Source organism: Bacillus sp. SM2101, from assembly GCF_018588585.1.
In the GTDB taxonomy this organism is placed as follows: Bacteria; Bacillota; Bacilli; order Bacillales; family SM2101; genus Nanhaiella; species Nanhaiella sioensis.
This window is the reverse complement of sequence record NZ_JAEUFG010000029.1, coordinates 19618-39039: the sequence shown is the minus strand read 5'-3', so window position 1 is coordinate 39039 and position 19422 is coordinate 19618. Positions and strand designations below refer to the sequence as shown.

General features: G+C 33.8%; 23 protein-coding genes. 21 read left to right on the top strand and 2 right to left on the bottom strand.

Annotation, left to right across the window (positions count from 1 at the left end):
- The first annotated feature begins 30 nt into the window (after window positions 1-30).
- From JM172_RS20230 to JM172_RS20185, 10 genes are all read left to right on the top strand, one after another.
- Window positions 31-660 (top strand): NUDIX hydrolase, encoded by a 630-nt coding sequence (locus JM172_RS20230; RefSeq protein ID WP_214484189.1) that lies wholly within the window; start codon window positions 31-33, stop codon window positions 658-660.
- A gap of 417 nt (window positions 661-1077) precedes the next feature.
- A complete protein-coding gene (locus tag JM172_RS20225; RefSeq protein ID WP_250886799.1) occupies window positions 1078-1341 on the top strand; it encodes an ArsR/SmtB family transcription factor in 264 nt (87 codons plus the stop codon).
- A 93-nt stretch (window positions 1342-1434) separates the two neighbouring features.
- Window positions 1435-2301, top strand: coding sequence for a permease (locus tag JM172_RS20220; protein WP_214484187.1), 867 nt, complete (start codon window positions 1435-1437; stop codon window positions 2299-2301).
- 283 nt (window positions 2302-2584) lie between these two features.
- On the top strand, window positions 2585-2917 hold the full coding sequence (locus JM172_RS20215) for a PadR family transcriptional regulator (RefSeq protein WP_214484186.1): 333 nt from the start codon (window positions 2585-2587) through the stop codon (window positions 2915-2917).
- 14 nt (window positions 2918-2931) lie between these two features.
- Window positions 2932-3603, top strand: coding sequence for a hypothetical protein (locus JM172_RS20210; protein ID WP_214484185.1), 672 nt, complete (start codon window positions 2932-2934; stop codon window positions 3601-3603).
- 1 nt (window position 3604) lies between these two features.
- Entirely contained in the window at window positions 3605-4162 is a 558-nt protein-coding gene (locus tag JM172_RS20205; protein WP_214484184.1) for a DUF4825 domain-containing protein, read from the top strand.
- A 341-nt stretch (window positions 4163-4503) separates the two neighbouring features.
- Window positions 4504-4743 carry a transcriptional regulator SplA domain-containing protein gene (locus tag JM172_RS20200; RefSeq protein WP_214484183.1) on the top strand — a complete coding sequence of 80 codons (240 nt, stop codon included), beginning with the start codon at window positions 4504-4506 and terminating at the stop codon, window positions 4741-4743.
- A gap of 111 nt (window positions 4744-4854) precedes the next feature.
- A complete protein-coding gene (splB, locus tag JM172_RS20195; RefSeq protein ID WP_214484182.1) occupies window positions 4855-5883 on the top strand; it encodes a spore photoproduct lyase in 1029 nt (342 codons plus the stop codon).
- 242 nt (window positions 5884-6125) lie between these two features.
- Entirely contained in the window at window positions 6126-7340 is a 1215-nt protein-coding gene (locus JM172_RS20190) for an NAD(P)/FAD-dependent oxidoreductase (RefSeq protein WP_214484181.1), read from the top strand.
- A 436-nt stretch (window positions 7341-7776) separates the two neighbouring features.
- Window positions 7777-8823 carry an ATP synthase beta subunit C-terminal domain-containing protein gene (locus tag JM172_RS20185; RefSeq protein ID WP_214484180.1) on the top strand — a complete coding sequence of 349 codons (1047 nt, stop codon included), beginning with the start codon at window positions 7777-7779 and terminating at the stop codon, window positions 8821-8823.
- A 216-nt stretch (window positions 8824-9039) separates the two neighbouring features.
- Here the strand turns inward: JM172_RS20185 and JM172_RS20180 are convergent, their stop codons facing one another.
- Entirely contained in the window at window positions 9040-9966 is a 927-nt protein-coding gene (locus tag JM172_RS20180) for a manganese-dependent inorganic pyrophosphatase (RefSeq protein WP_214484179.1), read from the bottom strand.
- A gap of 190 nt (window positions 9967-10156) precedes the next feature.
- Here JM172_RS20180 and iadA point away from each other — a divergent pair, with 190 nt between their 5' ends.
- From iadA to JM172_RS20140, 8 genes are all read left to right on the top strand, one after another.
- Complete coding sequence (iadA, locus tag JM172_RS20175) at window positions 10157-11326, top strand: beta-aspartyl-peptidase (protein ID WP_214484178.1); 1170 nt, start codon at window positions 10157-10159, stop codon at window positions 11324-11326.
- A 277-nt stretch (window positions 11327-11603) separates the two neighbouring features.
- Window positions 11604-12005 carry a DsrE/DsrF/DrsH-like family protein gene (locus tag JM172_RS20170; protein ID WP_214484177.1) on the top strand — a complete coding sequence of 134 codons (402 nt, stop codon included), beginning with the start codon at window positions 11604-11606 and terminating at the stop codon, window positions 12003-12005.
- A gap of 28 nt (window positions 12006-12033) precedes the next feature.
- Window positions 12034-12273, top strand: a complete 240-nt coding sequence (locus tag JM172_RS20165) for a sulfurtransferase TusA family protein (RefSeq protein WP_250886796.1) — start codon at window positions 12034-12036, stop codon at window positions 12271-12273.
- Window positions 12274-12311: 38 nt separating this feature from the next.
- A complete protein-coding gene (locus tag JM172_RS20160; protein ID WP_214484176.1) occupies window positions 12312-13451 on the top strand; it encodes an NAD(P)/FAD-dependent oxidoreductase in 1140 nt (379 codons plus the stop codon).
- A 44-nt stretch (window positions 13452-13495) separates the two neighbouring features.
- Window positions 13496-14032, top strand: coding sequence for a hypothetical protein (locus JM172_RS20155; RefSeq protein ID WP_214484175.1), 537 nt, complete (start codon window positions 13496-13498; stop codon window positions 14030-14032).
- A gap of 215 nt (window positions 14033-14247) precedes the next feature.
- Window positions 14248-14613 (top strand): hypothetical protein, encoded by a 366-nt coding sequence (locus JM172_RS20150; RefSeq protein ID WP_214484174.1) that lies wholly within the window; start codon window positions 14248-14250, stop codon window positions 14611-14613.
- Complete coding sequence (gene yidC / locus JM172_RS20145) at window positions 14562-15371, top strand: membrane protein insertase YidC (protein ID WP_214484173.1); 810 nt, start codon at window positions 14562-14564, stop codon at window positions 15369-15371. Before JM172_RS20150 ends, yidC begins: the two co-directional genes overlap by 52 nt.
- A gap of 125 nt (window positions 15372-15496) precedes the next feature.
- Window positions 15497-16213 carry a hypothetical protein gene (locus tag JM172_RS20140; RefSeq protein WP_352223901.1) on the top strand — a complete coding sequence of 239 codons (717 nt, stop codon included), beginning with the start codon at window positions 15497-15499 and terminating at the stop codon, window positions 16211-16213.
- Between the two features lie 196 nt (window positions 16214-16409).
- Here the strand turns inward: JM172_RS20140 and JM172_RS20135 are convergent, their stop codons facing one another.
- Window positions 16410-16697 carry a hypothetical protein gene (locus JM172_RS20135; protein WP_214484172.1) on the bottom strand — a complete coding sequence of 96 codons (288 nt, stop codon included), beginning with the start codon at window positions 16695-16697 and terminating at the stop codon, window positions 16410-16412.
- Window positions 16698-17029: 332 nt separating this feature from the next.
- Here JM172_RS20135 and JM172_RS20130 point away from each other — a divergent pair, with 332 nt between their 5' ends.
- The 3 genes from JM172_RS20130 (at window position 17030) to JM172_RS20120 (ending at window position 19252) form a co-directional block, all read left to right on the top strand.
- Window positions 17030-17650, top strand: coding sequence for a DJ-1/PfpI family protein (locus tag JM172_RS20130; RefSeq protein WP_214484171.1), 621 nt, complete (start codon window positions 17030-17032; stop codon window positions 17648-17650).
- A 178-nt stretch (window positions 17651-17828) separates the two neighbouring features.
- Entirely contained in the window at window positions 17829-18266 is a 438-nt protein-coding gene (locus tag JM172_RS20125) for a GNAT family N-acetyltransferase (protein WP_214484170.1), read from the top strand.
- Between the two features lie 287 nt (window positions 18267-18553).
- The gene (locus JM172_RS20120) at window positions 18554-19252 is read left to right on the top strand and encodes an aspartate/glutamate racemase family protein (protein WP_214484169.1); all 699 of its coding nucleotides are present in this window, start codon (window positions 18554-18556) and stop codon (window positions 19250-19252) included.
- The last annotated feature ends 170 nt before the right edge of the window (window positions 19253-19422 follow it).

Genomic DNA, 19422 nt, shown 5'->3' with positions numbered 1-19422 from the left:
CAAACAATTTATACATAAGCGGGAGTTAATATGGAAAAAGAATTAATTAAGGTCTTTGACGAGTCCCAAAATGAATGTGGTGTAGCTACTAGAGATGAAGTACATAAATTTGGTTATTGGCACGAAACATTTCATTGCTGGTTTATTAGAAAAGATGATGGAAAAGATTATATTTATTTTCAAAAACGGAGTGCAATTAAAAAGGATTATCCTAACCTTTTAGACATTACAGCTGCTGGACATATATTAGCTCATGAAACGATGAGCGATGGAGTGAGAGAAGTTCATGAAGAGCTTGGTATTCAAGTAACGATGGAAGAACTTGTTTCATTAGGGATCTTCAAATATTGTGTGATTCATGAACAATTAGTCGATAAGGAAATAGCAAATGTTTTCCTATTAGATTATAAAAGTAATATGGAAAACTTCAAACTACAAAAGGAAGAAGTATCGGGAATTGTGAAAGTCGATTTTAATCACTTCAGTGAACTGTGGTTAGGAGGTAGAACAGATTTAAACATAGTTGGATTTGAAATTGATGAGAATGGGAGAAGATTGCCTATAGATCAAATTGTGAGTAAAGCCGAATTTGTGCCACATGAGCAGGTGTATTATGAAAGTATTATTTCGAAAATAAATAAATACATCAAAAAAAATTGATTTAATCATTGACATTTAATAACATCGCATATATGATGATTATATCAAAAAAAATTGTTTTAATAAGTCCTTAGTATATTTTTTGTATATAGATGGCTGTTTTCGGATTAACTGTTGCTTTTCGTAATAAGAGCTAAGCATAAATAAAACTAATTTTCGGTTGCATCTTTTCTTCTCTAAAGACTATAACAATTATATTAAGTAGAAACTTAAATACAAGTGAAAAAAAGCAATAAAGTTTACGAACAGAAAGACAACGCTTATCATCGTCATATAGAAGAAAAGGTGCTAGCAGTATAAGAGTTGATGAAAAACAATAAGCAATATTTAGAACAATATATAAAAGGGAGTGGTAATGTGGAGAACATTATTCCATTAAATGATATATCAGCAGAACGGACATTTGAGACTTATGAAATGAAGTTTAAAGCACTTGCGGACAAAAAAAGGTTACAAATTATGAATATTTTAACGCAAAAAGGGGGTATGTGTGTATGTGATTTAGCCCCATTAGTAAATATGACTCAATCTAAATTATCATATCATCTGAAAATATTATATGATGCAAACATTTTAACAAGAGAAACGAGAGGAACATGGAGCTACTATGAGCTAAATATGGAAGAAGTCAACCATTTGCTTTCTGAGGAACTATGTTGCTTATTTAGGCCAAAATCTTAATTTTTTTTAGACTATTAATCAACTTTTTTTAATTAATATATCAATTTTTTTTGATTTATATAAATATATAAGCCAATTATAAGGAGGAAGAAAATGTGGATTAATACATTACATAGCTTTTTGTATATTGCATTAGAATTAACAGTTTTATTTGTCGTAATTTCGTTTGTCATTAGTTTATTACAAGGCTTTATTCCATACGAAAAAATTGAGAAAAAGTTAATAGGGAAAAACAAAATAATCGCAGCTTTTTCAGCAGTCATATTTGCATTTATAACACCGTTTTGTTCATGCTCGACAATTCCAATTGTAGTTAATATGTTAAAGAAAAAATTACCCTTTGGGATCGTAATGATCTTCTTATTTTCTTCACCTGTTCTTGACCCGACTATTTTAACGGTGATGGGAGTTATTCTAGGTTGGAAGGTAACGATTATTTATACAATCGTCACAACAATGATCTCGATTATTATTGGATTTATTCTTGAGGCACTTGGTTTTGAAAAGTATGTCAAAAATGTTGTGATGTCTGGGTATGAGGAACGACAGAAAAAATTTAACTTTAAACTAGCAATAAAGGAAACAATTGATCTTATGAAAAATGTATACCCATACCTTATTATTGGTGCTGCAATTGGTGCAGTTATTCATGGTCTTGTACCTACAGAATGGATTTCTAGTGCATTTGGTAATGAACACTGGTGGTTAATTCCTATTGCAGCTATCGTTGGAATACCGTTATATATAAGGCTTTCTAGCATGATTCCTATTTCACAAATATTAATAATGAAAGGGATGGCGTTAGGTCCAGTAATGGCAATGATGATCAGTTCAGCAGGAGCCAGCTTACCAGAAGTCATTTTATTAAAAACAATCTTTAAAAAAGAGCTAGTTACAACGTTTGTACTTTCTGTAGTCATTATGTCAACCATTTCAGGCTTTATTTTCTATATGATCTAACAATTCAGGTAGGAGTATCCGAGTAAGGAGGTGAAGTCGGTGTTACGTTTAATAAATAAATTGATAAAGAGTGATAAAGCTGAATCAAACTGCTGTACTGTAAAGATTAAAGAAGCTAGTGACAACAAAATACAGCAAGCTAAGTAATATGACATACCATACATAAACGTGTGGTATTTTTTTATTGGAATCGATTTACAATTTATAGAAATTGTATTATTATTACTTATAATAAAGTACTACGTCATACATAGTAATATGTTGTAATTGCGAGGTGAGTGCAATGAGTGAGATAAGCATTAGTCGAGAGTTGATTCGTGGAAATATTGATACGATTATTCTTTGCGTACTGTTGGAACACGATAATTATGGTTACGAAATAATAAAAGCAATTGCAAAGAAAAGTAATGGAACATACGAATTGAAGGAAACTTCATTATATACAAGTTTGAAAAGACTGGAATCACAGAAGCTAATTCAATCTTATTGGGGAAATGAAAGCCAAGGGGGGAGAAGGAAGTATTATAAGATAACCTCATTGGGAACAGAAACTTATCGAAAGAACCTTAGCGCTTGGAAAACTGCAAAAACGCTAATTGATCAATTAATTGAGTGAAAGGAGGCGTCAAGGTGAATGATTTAGAAAAGCATGTAAACCGCTTATTTAAAGGGTATGTGGAAAGTGCACAAATTAGAGAATTGAAGGATGAAATATTAAGTAATCTAGAAGCGAAAGTAACAGATCTTACTAACGATGGAATAGCTTATCATCAAGCAGTTAAACTTGCGACACAAAATATTGACAGTATCCAAATGTTAATTGGAGATCACAAGGATGTTTTTACAAATCAATATAAAACTGAAATGCTCCAGTACGGTTTGTTGTATGTCATTATCTCTTGGATCGTCACGATACCTATGAGTATTGTTGGAATGGGTAAGCTACTGTCGACTGTTTTGCTCATTTCCTTGTTCATCATCGGGATATTGTTCTTACTATTCAGTAGTATGAAAGATGAGGCTTTCATTAATAAAGTATCAAGATTCAATTTAAAATCAGCATTTTTATATAAAAAAATTGTTTGGAATATATGGATATTATTTATAGTTGTTTGCTCAATAAGTACAATTGGCATGCAGTTTGGAAGTGATATTTGGTTTGGGAGATCTATTGATATTAATGGACCATACCAATTATTGATTTTAGTTATCAGCCTTGTATTACCGGTCGTTTCAATTATTATCCCTTTACTTTTCAGTAAAGCCGTAAAGCTTATTCAAAAATATGAAGTAGGTGGATGAAATGAATTTTAGAAGCAAATTAATTATATTGTTATTAATATCAGGGTTAGGGCTGTATGGAGTTGTTAATGTGATCGTATTGCCAAAAATAAATGCAAATGAAAAACAATATGCCATAGAACAACAAGACCCACTAACACATGACTTTGACCGTATTCTAAGTTATAAAAATCAATACATGGGAAATGCTGCGAATCTGGGTATGCTTTTTGATCACTTACCATTAAACGATATTCAAAGAACTTATCAATCGTACCCAGAGTTACTTACTTTTGAAATTATCTATCAGGAAAAAATATTAAATAGTAACAAAGAAAATGTTGAAAGAGCTTTTATTTACAATGCGACAGCTGCTTTTGCGCTCATAGATAACTTAGAAGGTTTATATTTTTCACTTGATGATGAAAGGTATAAAGTTTCACGTACAAGTCTTGAGCAATGGTATGGGGTAGATTTGAGAAGTTTAACGCATAAAAGTATATGGGAAGAAAAAATCCAAAACAGGTTAGCTGATAATAATATTAGTATAACAACAGTATTTGAAAGAGAAACATATTGATTGTTCTTATATTCATGAGAAGTGTTGATTAAAGCCGAATAGTGAGCTTTAACAGAAAAAACAAGTCGATTCCATTAGTGAAGGAGTCGACTTGTTTTGTTTTATGCATTAATTACTACTTCATAATTTGGTAATAATGATCTTTCTCTCATAATTATTATTGATTCATATGAATGGAATACAAACTGCTTCATAGTTTTCATTGCAAAACAATAAGCAAAGCAATTTTGTAACTTTCTGATGGTGGTATTGCCTACAACAAGTGATAACACCTTGTTTAAAGGATAATACATAGATTCAGCATGGAAGGAAACGATATTGTTTAAAAGGAGGTTAACTGTATGGATAACAAACAAGTTAAAGCAGGAGATCAGGTGTATGTGATATATCGCAACCCTCATACCCCAAATGTAGCAAATATTGAGCAAGCTGAAATAGTAGCACATCCAGAAAATAACAATGATGTTGCACTTTTTCTTCATGAATCTTTTCATTTAATTGACGAGGATGATGCAGTTTATCCTACGTATGAAGAAGCAGAAAAAGCGTTCAATAATATATTTGATTACGAACAAGACTAAACTAACATGACTATTGAATTTACGGTAGGTTATAACATTAATTATTCATGGGACTGAGACTTATATTTTATGTAGTTACAATTCGGACATTACGATAAGGAAGTGAAATATATGGTAAAGCCCTTTATGCCACAGCTTGTCTACTATGAACCTAATGCTATAACTTATAAGCTTGGTGAAGAGCTTTTAGATAAATTTAACGACTTAGGCGTCGAAATAAGAAAAACGACCTCTCATAATCAAGTAAGGAATATACCAGGTGAAGGTCATTTGCAACAATATCGTAACGCTAAATCAACGTTAGTGATAGGTGTTAGAAAAACGTTAAAATTTGATTCATCGAAGCCTTCGGCTGAATATGCACTTCCTTTGGCGACTGGATGTATGGGACATTGTCATTATTGTTATTTACAAACGACGATGGGAAGCAAACCTTATATTAGAACGTATGTCAATGTAGAAGAAATTCTTGATCAAGCTCATCAATATATGGTTGAGCGTTCACCAGAGGAGACAAGATTTGAAGCCTCTTGTACTTCAGATATTGTAGGGATCGATCACTTAACACATACTTTAAAACGAACAATAGAGTATTTTGGACAAAGTGATTTAGGTAAATTACGGTTCGTCACAAAATTCTCCCACGTAGATCATTTGTTAACTGCTAACCATAACGGAAAAACTCGCTTTCGCTTTAGTATCAATGCAGATTATGTCATAAAAAATTTTGAACCAGGTACGTCGCCATTATCAGATCGAATTGATGCAGCTAAAAAAGTTGTAGATGCAGGGTATCCATTAGGTTTTATTGTAGCCCCTATTTACTTGCATGAAGGGTGGAAAGAGGGATATCGAAATTTATTCATCAAACTAGATGAACAGCTACCAAAAACACAAAGAGATGATATTACCTTTGAGATGATTCAACATAGATTTACGAAGCCAGCTAAACGTGTGATCGAAAAAAACTATCCAAAATCAAAGCTCAAAATGGAGGAAGAAGATAGAAGGTATAAATGGGGGAGGTATGGAATCGGAAAATATATCTATCAAAAAGATGAAGAGGCAGAACTTAAAGATACATTGGAAAGTTATGTAGATCAATTTTTTCCAGAAGCAAAAATTGAGTATTTTACTTAAGCTGTTTTCTGATGGATAAATGTAGAACCTTAACTAGCAATAAAACATGAGAGTTACAAGAAGTCTTCGGTGTTGATCTAGCTTGCAATATTACTTTTATGCCCTGGGCCTTTTCTTAAAAAGTTTGATAAAGTCTTGCTTTTTCCGTAGCATTTCTGGTACCTTCTCTCTTTTAAAACTGACAATTGTAGTAAAGAAGCCTACGAAAAGAGCCTAAGAAAATATATATGAGGAGCTATTTTATGGACTTGCAAAGTGGTAAATTTTATTGGCCGACAACTTATAACAATCCTCCATCATATCCTGTGTTAGAAGAAGACATCAATTGTGATGTTCTTATTATAGGTGGAGGGAGTTCTGGTGCACAATGTGCTTATTTACTCAGTGAAACTGATTTAAAGGTGGCTGTTGTTGATAGAAGACAAATTGGACAAGGCAGTACAGCTGTAAACACTGCTTTAATACAATATTTGGGAGATAAAATGTTATTCGAACTAGTCAATAGTTTTGGTGAACAATCGGCTATTTTACATACAAAATTATGTGAAGAAGCAATGAATGACATCGAAAAAGCTGCAATGCAAATGAAAATAGACCCGGAATTCAACCGTAGAGATAGCCTTTATTATGCTAGTGATGAAGAAGGAGTAGAAAAGTTAAACAAAGAATATCACTTTCTTCATAAACATCACTTTCATGTCGATCTATTAACTGAAAGACAGATTAGTGAGCGGTATCCTTTTGCTAAGAAATTAGCTTTGCATATTTATGATGATGGGGAAATTAATCCTTATAAATATACGCATGGTCTGCTAATGGAGTCTCAACAGAGAGGAGTTCAAATATTTGAGCGAACTAGAATTAACGGTCATAAGTTTGAGAACGGTTCAACAACTTTTTTTACAGCAAATAAGCATGCTATTAAAGCAAAACATGTGATTATTGCTGCTGGCTATGAAGGATTAGAATTTAAAAAAGAAAAAAATGGGTACTTAACTAGTTCCTATGCTATCGTAACTAATCCTGTAGATGACTTTTCAGGCTGGTATAACAAAACATTGATTTGGGAAACTGCTCGCCCTTACATTTATATGCGGACAACACCTGACGGTCGAATAATTATTGGAGGCTTGGACGAGAATACCCACTATGCTAATGATCGTGATTCGAAAATTATTCATAAAAAGAAGAAATTAGTAGAGGAATTCAATAAATTGTTCCCAAACATAGCAGTTAATCCAGATTATTATTTAGGTGCTTTTTATGGTGGCACCCGTGAAGGATTACCTATGATTGGACAATATGAAGAATTCCCAAGCTGTTATTTTATGTATGCATATGGTGATAACGGAATGGTTTATAGCGGAGTGCTAGCAAACATATTAAGAGATGTCATAACAAAGGGCTCACATCCAGCGATGGAGCTGTATGGAAAACATCGAGCTTCATCTATGTAGACTGTTGTAAATAAGGGCATAAGTGCATCTAGTTTTAATTATTTTGTCTGAAGTGTCAGGAATGTTTAAGCTAACTAAGAGCTGTGTAGTAAAAGGGTTCGTATGCTACACAGCTCAATTGTTTTGTGAAGGCTGTTTTCGCACTAATTGTTGCTTTACGTAATTAGAGATAAATACGATTATAACTAACGTTCGTGGCATCTTTTCTTCTGTCAACGATGCAAACAGTATAATACTATTTTTTTATGATACTAATTTGCACAATAGAGAAAAGTTTGGGATAAGAGCCTTTGTAAATGACATATGGCAATATGATATTATGCGCTGAAAATTATACATTATATAATCAAAACGAAAAATAAATTACTCTTAAGAGTAATTTATAGTTGCTTTCAAATGGAATAAATATTACTATATAAAGTAAGGAGGTGTTATTATGGAAAATTTAAGACTAAATGTCACTTTATTGCGTAGAAGAGTTCCGAATTTAACGAGTGCTGCAAAATCTGTAGGTTTACGGCCAGCTACTGTTTCTAATTTATGTACCGGAAAAATTCCTGTAGGGCGTTCTGAAGTTCGTACGTTGGTTGCACTTGCATCATTGGCAGAATGTAGTTTAGACGAATTAATATTAAGAGGGGAGAAGGTTAACATGGTTGAAACGGGAATAAAAGCATTAGATTTGTTTGCACCGTTAACGAAAGGGGGAACTGTCGGTTTAGTAGCCCGTCCTGGAATGGGGCAGCTAGTCGTCATTGCTGAAATGCTCGAGCGACTAAAAAAAGAAGGCTATTATTCAATTATGTTAAAACCAGAAGGCGAGCACCCAGAAATAAATGATATCGAAAAGATTGTGGATCTCGTAATAAATTCAATCGACGATGCTTATGAAAAGATGGTTAGCATAGGGAAAGCAAAAGAAATTACTTTTGTAACAGACCGCTCTCATGTTATTTCAGGTGAAATACATCGTTTGCAAGAACGACTACACGATGTAGGTGTTGAATCAGTAACTACTTTCCTTGTTGATCTAAAGGGAGAGGCAGTCGATGAAGACTTACCGTATGGTCCTTTAGAAACATTATGGCAATTTGACGCTGACCTTGCAGCAAGGCGTAAGTTTCCAGCAGTGAACCCCATTTTTTCAACATCCTCAGTTCTTGAAGGAGCACATATTGACCCAACCCACCTTACGATTCAACAGCGTGCAAGAAAATTATTACGTCGCTACCGTGAATTGCGTTCAATAGTAAATATTAAAGGAGAAAAAAGCCTACCAGCCTCTGAAGTACAGACGTATAAGAGAGGACAACGACTTGAGGCGTATTTAACTCAACCATTCTATGTTGCTGAGTCTTATAGTGGACAGAAAGGAATGACGGTAAGTCTTCAGGATACGTTAAGTGATGTTAGAAAGATACTAGATGGATCATTTGATTCAGTTGACGTTGAGAAGATGAACTACGTAGGGAAACTTATTTAATTAGAGTAACTAAATTACTCATAAGAGCAAAAGTTGTAGAAGTTTAATCTATATTGTGTATTTGTTAGATTGAAAAAAAGCTGTTTTAAGCATGCCAACAAGTGATGTGCAAAAAAACAGCTTTTTATAGGTTTAAAAGTATAAACGTATTGGACCGTGCTTACACTTTACATTTTTCGTAAGTGAGATTCCTTCAGCATGTTACTTAGGTATTTCTTAAGATAATGCTTCAGTTAATTGAGGAACAACTTGCTTTTTACGTGAAACAACACCTTTGAGAATAGCAGTATTGTCTTGTAATGATACATTGAATGCTTTTTCTACAGCATTAGCAGATTCACCTAGTGCAATAGCAGTTGAATCATTCGTTAAAATGTCAGTTACAACGAATAAAAACAAATCTAAACCTTTATCATTAATAACATTTGACATCGCTGTTTCTAAGTTGTTTTTACGAGTAAGAACATCAGCTGTATCTACTGTGTTTACTTGTGCAATTTCAACTTTAGCAGTACCCATTTGGAATTCTTTTGCATCAAGGGATATCATCTCACTAGGAGATTTATCACTCAAATCTGCACCAGCCTTCAGCATGTTTAAGCCATACTCTTCGAGATTCACCTCTGCAATTTCTGCTAATTCACGAGCAGCAGCTACGTCTTCTTCCGTGCATGTCGGTGATTTGAATAATAATGAATCAGAAATGATTGCAGATAACATTAATCCAGCAATTTCTTTTTTAATTGATACACCGTGCTCTTTATATAGCTTGTTTAAGATCGTAGCTGTACAACCAACTGGTTCAGCACGATAATACAAAGGGTCACTCGTTTCAAAATTAGCAATACGGTGATGGTCAATAACTTCGAGTACACGAACGCTATTGATATCATCCACACTTTGCTGACGCTCGTTGTGGTCAACTAAAATGACACTGTTTACTTCATTTGAAACTGTTTCAACTAAACGTGGGGCATCTATATGGAAATGGTCTAAAGCAAATTGTGTTTCTCCATTTACTTCACCAAGGCGTACAGGCTCAACGTTCATCCCAATTTGTGTTTTTAATTCCGCATAAGCTATTGCAGAACAGATTGTATCTGTATCTGGATTTTTGTGTCCGAAAATGAGTGTTTTTTCCATTCATATTCTCCTTCACTTATTCATTATTAATAGGATTCCAGTCGAAATCCTTTATTAAAATATGATATATATACTAACAACATATTTTATCATATATGAATACTTACAATAAAGATTTATATCGATAACGAGCTGTAGACTGTTTTGTAAATTATGTTATGATTGGTGAAAATTAGATAGGAGAGTAGAGATGTCATACATATTAATTAAAAATGGTGAAATATACAATCCTAACTATCACGGAAAAGCAGACATATTAATGATTAACGATAAAATCGTGAAGATAGCTGAGGATATTTCTGTAGAACATGGTCTATTTGATGTGGAAGTCATTGATGCAATGGACAAGATCGTCGTTCCAGGGTTTATTGATCAACATGTTCACCTAATAGGTGGTGGTGGCGAACTTGGTTTTTATAGTAGAACACCTGAGGTGGTGTTATCTGATCTTGTGCAAAATGGAATCACTACCGTCGTTGGATTGCTCGGAACAGATGGTGAAACAAGGCATATTGAATCCCTCCTCGCAAAGGCTCATGGTTTAGAACATGAAGGAATAACGACATTTATCCATACAGGTTCATATACAATACCGAGTGTCACGATTACAGGTAGTGTGAAGAAGGATATTATGTTTATTGATAAAGTAATTGGTGTGAAGGTCGCGCTTGCAGATCATCGGTCTTCACAAATGGCGGATCAAGAAATAATTCGTTTAGCTTCTGAAGCAAGAGTAGCAGGTATGTTAAGTGGCAAAAGTGGTATGGTGCATATCCATGTAGGAAGCGGAGGCGCTCGACTTGATCAGTTATTACGAATTGTAGAAGAAACTGACATTCCTATTACTCAATTCATGCCTACACATGTTTCAAGAACGAAGGCGCTACTAGAACAAGCTATTCAGTTTGCACAAGTTGGTGGTCGTATTGATATATCAACATACGCAGAGGTTTATAACAATGACGAAATCACACCGAGTGATGCCGTAGTAGAATGTTTTAATCATAAAGTTCCGGTCGAAAACATTACGATAAGCTCTGATGGAAATGGAAGCTTACCTGTTTATAATGAAAACAGTAACATCATTGGGTTAGATGTAGGTAAAGTGGATACTCTATACACTGTTTTTAAGCACTTAGTTACGAAGAAAAATATCGACCTTGCTGATGCTTTAAAAATCGTAACCTCTAATGTTGCTAAAGCAATTGGTGCGTATCCACAGAAGGGTTTGTTAAAAGAAGGTAGTGATGCAGACATTGTTATTCTAAATGAACAAACTCTTAATATTGAACATGTATTTGCAAAGGGACAACAGGTGGTCAAGGATAGGCAAGTAATTGTGAAAGGAACATTTGAATAATTAGATATATGTAAAAAGGTACTAAGCATAATATTGTTTAGTGCCTTTTTCGCTGTTTTTGTATAAAGGTGAATGAAATAAGAGTTGAAGACAGCTCTGTTAATGGCGAGTTATACATAAATGACGTTTAAGTTTTTTACTTCCAGCAACTTTAGTTACAGTTGTTGGAAGAAAAAAGATAAGAAGTATACTGTTCATGAAGTTGTAACACCTATACGGGTATGGGTAATATATAATATAGTTGTAAATAAAATTTTTAAGTAAGGAGGAATAAAAAGTGAGTGCGCAGCAACCATCTATAGGCATTATTCTAATGAGTGACGAGCTTGAAAAATTACATGCAGGTGCATTAGTCGGATCAGTAGCATCGATGTCAGGAATGAAGGTAAATGTTTTTGTAACAATGAATGCGTTGACGTCGTTTCGTATTGACCAATTCAAGAAGCAAGAATTCAAAACAGGAGTTGTTGGTAAAGAACTGCTATTAAAAGATATTCCTTTATTTGATCATTTATTAAAAGAAGGAAAAGATGTAGGGGACTTGCATATTTACGGCTGTGCGTTAGCAATGGATATTATGGGCTGGCAGCAAGATGATATGATTAACGTTTTCGATGATATTATAGGGGTCACCAAATTTTTAACAATGACACAAGGTTCACAAGTCATAACTATGTAAGAAAATATTTATTGGAGGTGTTATTCCTATGGCAGATGTTATGATCACAAGGTCTATTGATGCTCGTGGCTCATATTGTCCAGGTCCATTAATGGAGCTTATTAAAACGATTAAAACAAGTAAGGTAGGTGACATTATTGAAGTTCTTTCATCCGACAAAGGATCGGCTGTTGACATTCCCGAATGGGCCAAAAAAATGGGTCACGAAATAGTTTATTTAAAAAGAATAGAAGAAGAGTACAAAATAGCGGTCAGAAAAATGAGATAATTTTATGTAATTTGAAGGAAGGAGAGGTGTTTTTCTCCATGAAAAAAAGGATTGTTATCATCGGTGCAGGTAGTGGTGGCATGATGGTAGCGAATAAATTAGCACGGCAGTTAAATGATGAAATAACAGAAGATAAAGTTGAGATTCAATTAATTTCTAATACGGAACAGCATATTTATCAGCCTGGTTATTTATATGTTGTATTTAATGAAAAAGCCCCTGAACATTTTATCCGTCAGCAAGACACACTCGTCCATAGAAATGTTCATTTACAATTTGATGATATTGAAAAAATTATCCCTGAAAAAAATATGATAAAGTCAAAGACAACTCAATATTCCTATGATTTTTTAGTTATTGCTACTGGCTCTCACCCTAATTTTAATAGTATCCCTGGTTTACAAGAGGGAGCAGATAATTTCTATACACTTGAAGGGGCTATTAAATTACGAGATAAGCTAGTAGATATGAAAAAAGGTAAAATTCTTATTACGATTGACGTTCCTCATAAATGTCCTGCAGCTCCTCTAGAATTAGCCCTAATGTTAGAAGATTATTTTAGCAAGAGGGGTATAAAAGACGACATTACGATTAAATACACATATCCAATAGGTAGAATTCATTCCTTGCAACCAGTGTCAGCTTGGGCAGAACCGGAATTTGAGAAACGCAAAATAGAATTCGAGTCATTTTTCAACGTAGAATCAGTTGATCCACAACGCAAGGTTGTAATGACGATGGATGGTGAGGAGCATTCTTATGATCTACTCATTTCTATTCCATCTCATGAAGGGGCACCAGTGATTGTAAATTCAGGACTAGGTGATGAGATCGGCTTCATTCCGACAGATCGTTATACATTAAAAATGGCAGGATCAGATAAAATTTATGTGATAGGAGACGCCACTAACTTACCAATTAGCAAAGCTGGCTCCACAGCACATTATCAGACAGAAGTGTTAGTACCTAATATTGTGAATCGTGTTAAAGGTTTACCTGAAACTCATAGATATAATGGTAAAGTCGCGTGTTTTTTAGAAAACAGTTTAGAGGACGCAAGTATGATTACATTCGACTATCATACACCACCTAAACCAGTTGCCACTTCTGATTTTCTACATTGGTTCAAGCTAGTCTATGGTGAGTTATATTGGCTAAACGCAAGAGGAATTTTGTAAAGAAGGTGTTCATATTGAGTACTAGTGAGCAAGGAGAACACTTAGTGGTTGATCAAACGAGTGATAAAATAAAGCAATTAATGGATGCTGTTAGTCAAGCAACAACTGGAGAAATGGTTTCAGAGCTAGCTCATAAAACGGTAAAGATTACTGAAGTAGCTGATCAAATAATTCAGCCTGAAACGATAGAATTATTGACAACTCTCGTTGAAGTAAGTAAAAGTTTACAACAGACGTTAGTTGAAATTAAGCAGCTAGAAGAAAATGGCGTATTAACAACTTTAGCTCAATTGGCTGAGCTGATAAATGGTATGAAACAAGCTATGACTAGTTCTATGGTTAGTGATATGTTTGAAAAATTAATAAAAATGATCGAAGTAGCTGATGTGATGTTACAGAATGGTTCAATTAATATGGCTGAAGGTGTAGTTAACGCTTTTAACAAAGCACAATTAGATCGTAAAGGAAAAGATCCATTAACTGCAATGCAACTGTCAAGATCAATGTTTGATAGAGAGACAAGAGAAGGTTTGAGTTTACTGTTGTTTTTTTTGAAGTCCCTTTCTACAGAACTGAAATAGTCTCAAAATCCTTAAGGCGACATATCCTGTATGTTGCCTATTTTATTAGTACAAAAAAATAAATACATATATAACAAATCTACGTGGTATCTTTTGAAAGCAATCCTTTATGGTGATTCTAACAACAAAGTAAATATAAAAGCCGTAATATAAAATGAAACCTTTTAGGTTGTAGTCCGTATACAAAGATACATTCAAGCAGGAGGTGAATACAGATGTTCGTTGAATTGATAAACAATATCTTCCCTTATATATTTTCACTTAGTTTACTTATTACTACTGCACTTGTAGTGTCAGCAGTCCTTTATATTTCTAAGCAATATGTAAATAAACATCAATTTTCAAATAAAGAATACTTACAATCCATTCAGCTATCTCCTTTACTTGATCAACAAAAATCAGGAGAGGTTAAGCTTATACAACATTGGATCAATTCAAAAGTAAAACGGAAAGAAGCTCCTGATGACGATTCAGATTGTTTTCCGGTCTCATTAAGAACAAAATTACAAATGAGACGAGGAGGAAAACTGTGGTACGTCAGTCTGTATTCACAATTCTTAAGAAAAAGAGTAGTTTATTAGTTATTATTGGATTGGTCTTGTTAAGTGGCTGCCAAGCAACGGCAGAGCCAATAGATGCCAATACATCTGGATGGTTTAATCATTATTTTGTGTATACATTTTCTTATTTAATTCAATATATTGCAGCCCTGTTTAAAGGTAGTTATGGATTATCTATCATTGTGATAACAATCATCATTAGGCTAATTTTAATGCCTATGATGATTAAACAATACCGTAACCAATTGAACATGAAAGAGAAGATGAACATGATTCAGCCTGAAATGGAGGAAATACAACAAAAGCTTAAAGACAAAGCTATGAAGCCTGATGAACAAAGAAAGCTGCAACAAGAGATGTTAGAACTTTATCAACAGCATGGGATTAATCCTTTATCGATTGGCTGTCTACCAATGATCATACAATTCCCAATTTTAATTGGCTTCTACTATGCGATTCAGCGCACACCTGAAATCGCTACCCATTCATTTCTATGGTTTAACCTCGGGCAACCGGATATAATTATGGCGCTCATAGCAGCATTCGTTTATTTGATTCAGTATAAAGTATCACAAATGGGCATGAACTCACAGCAGCAACAACAATTTGCGTTTATAGGTTATGTGTCACCAATTTTAATTGGCTTATTTTCGTTAACCGCTCCAGCAGTTTTACCTCTGTACTGGACAGTCGGTGGAGTATTTATGATTTTTCAAACTGTCATTGCGCACGTTCTTTTTAACAAGAGGCTAATGCCAAATGGCAATGTTGTAGAATAATTAATGATAGACAGATTTTTATCTCCTCTCTTGCCAAATAATACTGTTTTATACAGGGTTTATAATCTTAACATTCTCATTTATAATTATCGTAATCTTATTAGGAGAATAGAGGGGGGAGATTTATGAAGGAAGTTTATATTTTATTAACGGATACCGGTACAACACTTAATAGAACAATTAAACTTGTCACACATGCCCCATATAATCATGCTTCAATAGCATTAGATAAAGAGTTGAATGAAGTGTTTAGCTTTGGACGTAAGCAACCAATTAACCCTCTATACGGTGGATTTGTACAAGAGGACTTTGTGAAAGGTACTTTTAGTTGGTACCCTGAAACAACGTGTGCTATTTATAAATTAGAAGTAAATGAACGTATTTATAATAAAATGCTGCGACTTATTGCAGCTTTTAAAAAGAATAAGAAATGGTACTATTACAATTTTATAGGATTGTTTGGTGTACCTATTAACCATCCAATTGAAGTTCCTTCATCCTATTTTTGTTCGCAGTTTGTTGCAGAGATTTTGAGGCGTAGTGGTATAAAGCTTTTTAATAAGCCTAGTTCACTAGTCTCACCAAATGATTTCCGCAACGCTAACAAACTAGATTTAGTCTATGAAGGAAAAATCTATGACTATCCTGAATTAAAGCTTAGTTATAATCCGAAAAAATATAATAGTTTTCCATTTCGAAAGTATGTAGCTCAACAAATTAAAGCAGCCTTTGATGGAAATAGTGATGAAAGAGAATATTATTTTCGAGATGGATTTGTCAAACCGAAAAAGATATTGTTTGAAAGAAAGATAAGAGACGCTTCATCTATCATTAAAAAATAAAGGCACTTCTTGAAAGATTTGTTAATATAATGGCTAAATAAGGACAGATGAAACGATTGCTAGCTGTTCATTTCGGATTTAATTATAGCTGCTATCACAGCCTATGAACATCAAACTACACCTCCAATGTTACTGATTAGTAATAACAGGAGGTGTAGTTTTTTTACGGTAATAAATATAAAAAGAGTGCTAGTATTTAATCAAACACTTTGACAGTAGACGCTTCAAAATCTAAGAGTTCGTTAGTTGTTTGTTCTAGTAATGCAACATTAAATAGATATTCTCCAGGTTTGTTGAATGTACCAATAATGTTGGCACATGTGTTTAGTATAACAGGGTCAAAGATATGAACACCTACTTCATTAAACTCTATTGGAGTCCCATCACTAAATACAAATTCTATATCATTAGCTTGATCGTGATCTCCTAGTGCTACTAATACTTTTGTATCTATATCTGCATCAGTAGTAGAGAAGGTACACACTTGAATAAATTCTTGTACCCCAACTTCTGCATTTATAGGTTCTCTAAGTCGGACACAAAACGCCAGTTTTCATACACCTCCTTATATAAAACTACTTTAGTATATGAACTGATCATTTAAGAGATTGGACAAAATGTATAATTTACAAAAAAAGGTATGTATCTTGGAGTGTAGGTCTATTTGTATAGAGTAGGAATATAGTTTGTAGTTTGTAATGGTGGAGAAAGATAAGTTTTTCTTATGTTTACATATAAAAATTTAAGAATTTTCTTATGTTAAAATCGAGAGTAAGATATAACTAGAATAACATTCATGTGATTTGAGGTGTACGAATGGTTATACAAATTATATTATTTAACGGCTTTGATGAATTAGATGCAATTGCTCCTTATGAAGTTTTAAAGCGTTCGAATGAAATAAAAGACTATTTTCAAGTAAGTCTTGTCACGTTAGATGGGCAAAAGGAAGTAAAAGGCTTTTATGGTTTGAAGGTAAATGTAGATGCTACAATCTCCGTTGAAAAACGTCCAGATATGTTAATAGTTCCGGGGGGTGGATGGAACCATAAAGGGGAGCAGGGTGCTAGAAAAGAAGCAGAACGCGGTGTTTTACCTCAGATAATCAAACAATTTTACGAACAAGGAACGATTATTGGTGGTGTATGTACAGGTGGAATGTTAATGGCGGTTTGTGGGATAACAAAAGGTCGTACAACTACAATGCATCACCTAGCATCAAAAGAAATGGCCGCTCTAGGTTGTGAAGTGATCGGTGCAAGAATAGTAGATGATAATAAGTTACTTACTGCAAGAGGAGTCACGTCAGGTGTTGATTTGGCTTTATGGTTAATAGAACGGTTTGTTGGATCGGATGTAGCCTATGCAGTGGAAAAGAGATTAGAGTATGAGAGAAGAGGAACGGTGTGGAGAACGAGTGCGACTGATAGCAATTAAACTATCATCTTTGTTTTAGCATAAGTTTTGTTTTGTCCGTATTTTAATAAGTTTGAAGGGAATTAGAAGTATACCTAACCAATACGAATTAATCTTGTGTAGTATTATATGTTACTTATCACTTTACATTCTTCTCGACAATAATTGAGTGTAAATTTATGTAGAAAGGGGCTTAATCATGATAGCTGTAAAACAGATAAACCCTGAAGACACTTATGAAATACGTAATGAAGTATTGCGCCCTCATCAAACAATAGAGGCATGTAAGTACGAGCATGATCATCATCATCAATCATTTCATTTAGGAGCTTTTGTAAATAACAGCATAGTAAGTGTAGCCTCGTTCTATAACGAGTGTCACCCGTTGATTGACGGTCATGTACAATATAGGCTAAGAGGGATGGCGACTTTGAAGAAATATAGAAATAATAATGCAGGTAGTCGTTTGATTAATTATGCAGAAGCATTGATGAATGAAAAAAATGTGGACTCTTGGTGGTGTAATGCGCGTGTATCTGTATGTGATTACTACGAAAAATTAGGCCTTTTACCACAAGGTGAAATATTTGAAATTTATCCAATTGGCCCTCATAAGTTAATGTATAAGGTTTTTTAATTAGGTTGTTTTCGTAACAAGTATACAACTAGGTTTAAGGCATATTTTCTTTTGTACAACGATGACTGTTGAGTAAAAGACGTTTTTATCTTCTATATTAGGAACGATAGATTTAAAAATAGCCTAAAATATATAACCTTTGTTACAATTACATTATTTTGAAAGTAATTAGAGAAAGTGGACATAGATCATTCTAATCTACTATGATTTATCTCATAAGGTGTTAAAATAAACTTTAATTATCTGAATGTTAAAATAATCATGCTGATGAGGGGGGGAGAAATATAATGAAAACAATCGGGCTGCTTGGTGGAATGAGCTGGGAATCATCCTCTATATATTACAAATTAATTAATGAAAGAGTAAAAGAAAAACTAGGAAAACACCATTCAGCAAAAATTTTAATGTACTCTGTAGATTTTCAACATATCAAAGATCTTCAATTTGCTGGGAAATGGGATGAAGCGACCGTCGAACTTATCAATGCAGCAAAGTGTATAGAAAAAGGTGGAGCAGATTTTTTACTTATTTGTACGAATACAATGCACAAAATGGCTGAGGATATCCAAACAGCAATTACTATGCCAGTGCTTCATATTGCAGATATGACGGGAGAAGCAATAAAGCAATGTGGAATAACAAAAATTGGACTATTAGCAACGAAGTTTACGATGGAGCAGGAATTTTATAAAGGGCGATTACAATCGAATGATAATATAGAAGTGATTGTACCTAATGAACGAGAGCGCAACATTATTCATAATGTTATCTATAATGAGCTTTGTTTAGGCAAAGTAAGGGATGAATCCAAGCGTCAATATGTAGAGATTATTGATAAGTTAATTGAGCAAGGAGCTGAAGGCATTATACTCGGTTGTACAGAAATAACGATGCTTATAAAGGAGCAAGACATACCAGTTCCTGTCTTTGATACGACAAAGATTCATGCTATTAAAGCAGCTGATTATGCTATGAATGAGGAATAAGAGCAATAGGTAGGAGGGGTTTTAGAAAAATTCATCTAAGAATATTTGAGTAATATAATATTACAAATGATTGTATAGCGTGACGTCTTTATTGTGTAGAAGGACGTCTTTTTATAATGTGAAAAAAGAAGTTGGATGAAAGTTAAACCTTGTCATGCTATCACATATTT

Excerpts from the sequence above, each read along its gene's own strand:
- JM172_RS20230 (WP_214484189.1), top strand. The coding sequence starts at position 31 with ATGGAAAAAGAATTAATTAAGGTCTTTGACGAGTCCCAAAATGAATGT.
- JM172_RS20225 (WP_250886799.1), top strand. The coding sequence starts at position 1,078 with ATGAAGTTTAAAGCACTTGCGGACAAAAAAAGGTTACAAATTATGAAT.
- JM172_RS20220 (WP_214484187.1), top strand. The coding sequence starts at position 1,435 with ATGTGGATTAATACATTACATAGCTTTTTGTATATTGCATTAGAATTA.
- JM172_RS20215 (WP_214484186.1), top strand. The coding sequence starts at position 2,585 with ATGAGTGAGATAAGCATTAGTCGAGAGTTGATTCGTGGAAATATTGAT.
- JM172_RS20205 (WP_214484184.1), top strand. The coding sequence starts at position 3,605 with ATGAATTTTAGAAGCAAATTAATTATATTGTTATTAATATCAGGGTTA.
- JM172_RS20200 (WP_214484183.1), top strand. The coding sequence starts at position 4,504 with ATGGATAACAAACAAGTTAAAGCAGGAGATCAGGTGTATGTGATATAT.
- splB (WP_214484182.1), top strand. The coding sequence starts at position 4,855 with ATGGTAAAGCCCTTTATGCCACAGCTTGTCTACTATGAACCTAATGCT.
- JM172_RS20190 (WP_214484181.1), top strand. The coding sequence starts at position 6,126 with ATGGACTTGCAAAGTGGTAAATTTTATTGGCCGACAACTTATAACAAT.
- JM172_RS20185 (WP_214484180.1), top strand. The coding sequence starts at position 7,777 with ATGGAAAATTTAAGACTAAATGTCACTTTATTGCGTAGAAGAGTTCCG.
- JM172_RS20180 (WP_214484179.1), bottom strand. The coding sequence starts at position 9,966 with ATGGAAAAAACACTCATTTTCGGACACAAAAATCCAGATACAGATACA.
- iadA (WP_214484178.1), top strand. The coding sequence starts at position 10,157 with ATGTCATACATATTAATTAAAAATGGTGAAATATACAATCCTAACTAT.
- JM172_RS20165 (WP_250886796.1), top strand. The coding sequence starts at position 12,034 with ATGGCAGATGTTATGATCACAAGGTCTATTGATGCTCGTGGCTCATAT.
- JM172_RS20160 (WP_214484176.1), top strand. The coding sequence starts at position 12,312 with ATGAAAAAAAGGATTGTTATCATCGGTGCAGGTAGTGGTGGCATGATG.
- JM172_RS20150 (WP_214484174.1), top strand. The coding sequence starts at position 14,248 with ATGTTCGTTGAATTGATAAACAATATCTTCCCTTATATATTTTCACTT.
- JM172_RS20140 (WP_352223901.1), top strand. The coding sequence starts at position 15,497 with ATGAAGGAAGTTTATATTTTATTAACGGATACCGGTACAACACTTAAT.
- JM172_RS20130 (WP_214484171.1), top strand. The coding sequence starts at position 17,030 with ATGGTTATACAAATTATATTATTTAACGGCTTTGATGAATTAGATGCA.
- JM172_RS20125 (WP_214484170.1), top strand. The coding sequence starts at position 17,829 with ATGATAGCTGTAAAACAGATAAACCCTGAAGACACTTATGAAATACGT.
- JM172_RS20120 (WP_214484169.1), top strand. The coding sequence starts at position 18,554 with ATGAAAACAATCGGGCTGCTTGGTGGAATGAGCTGGGAATCATCCTCT.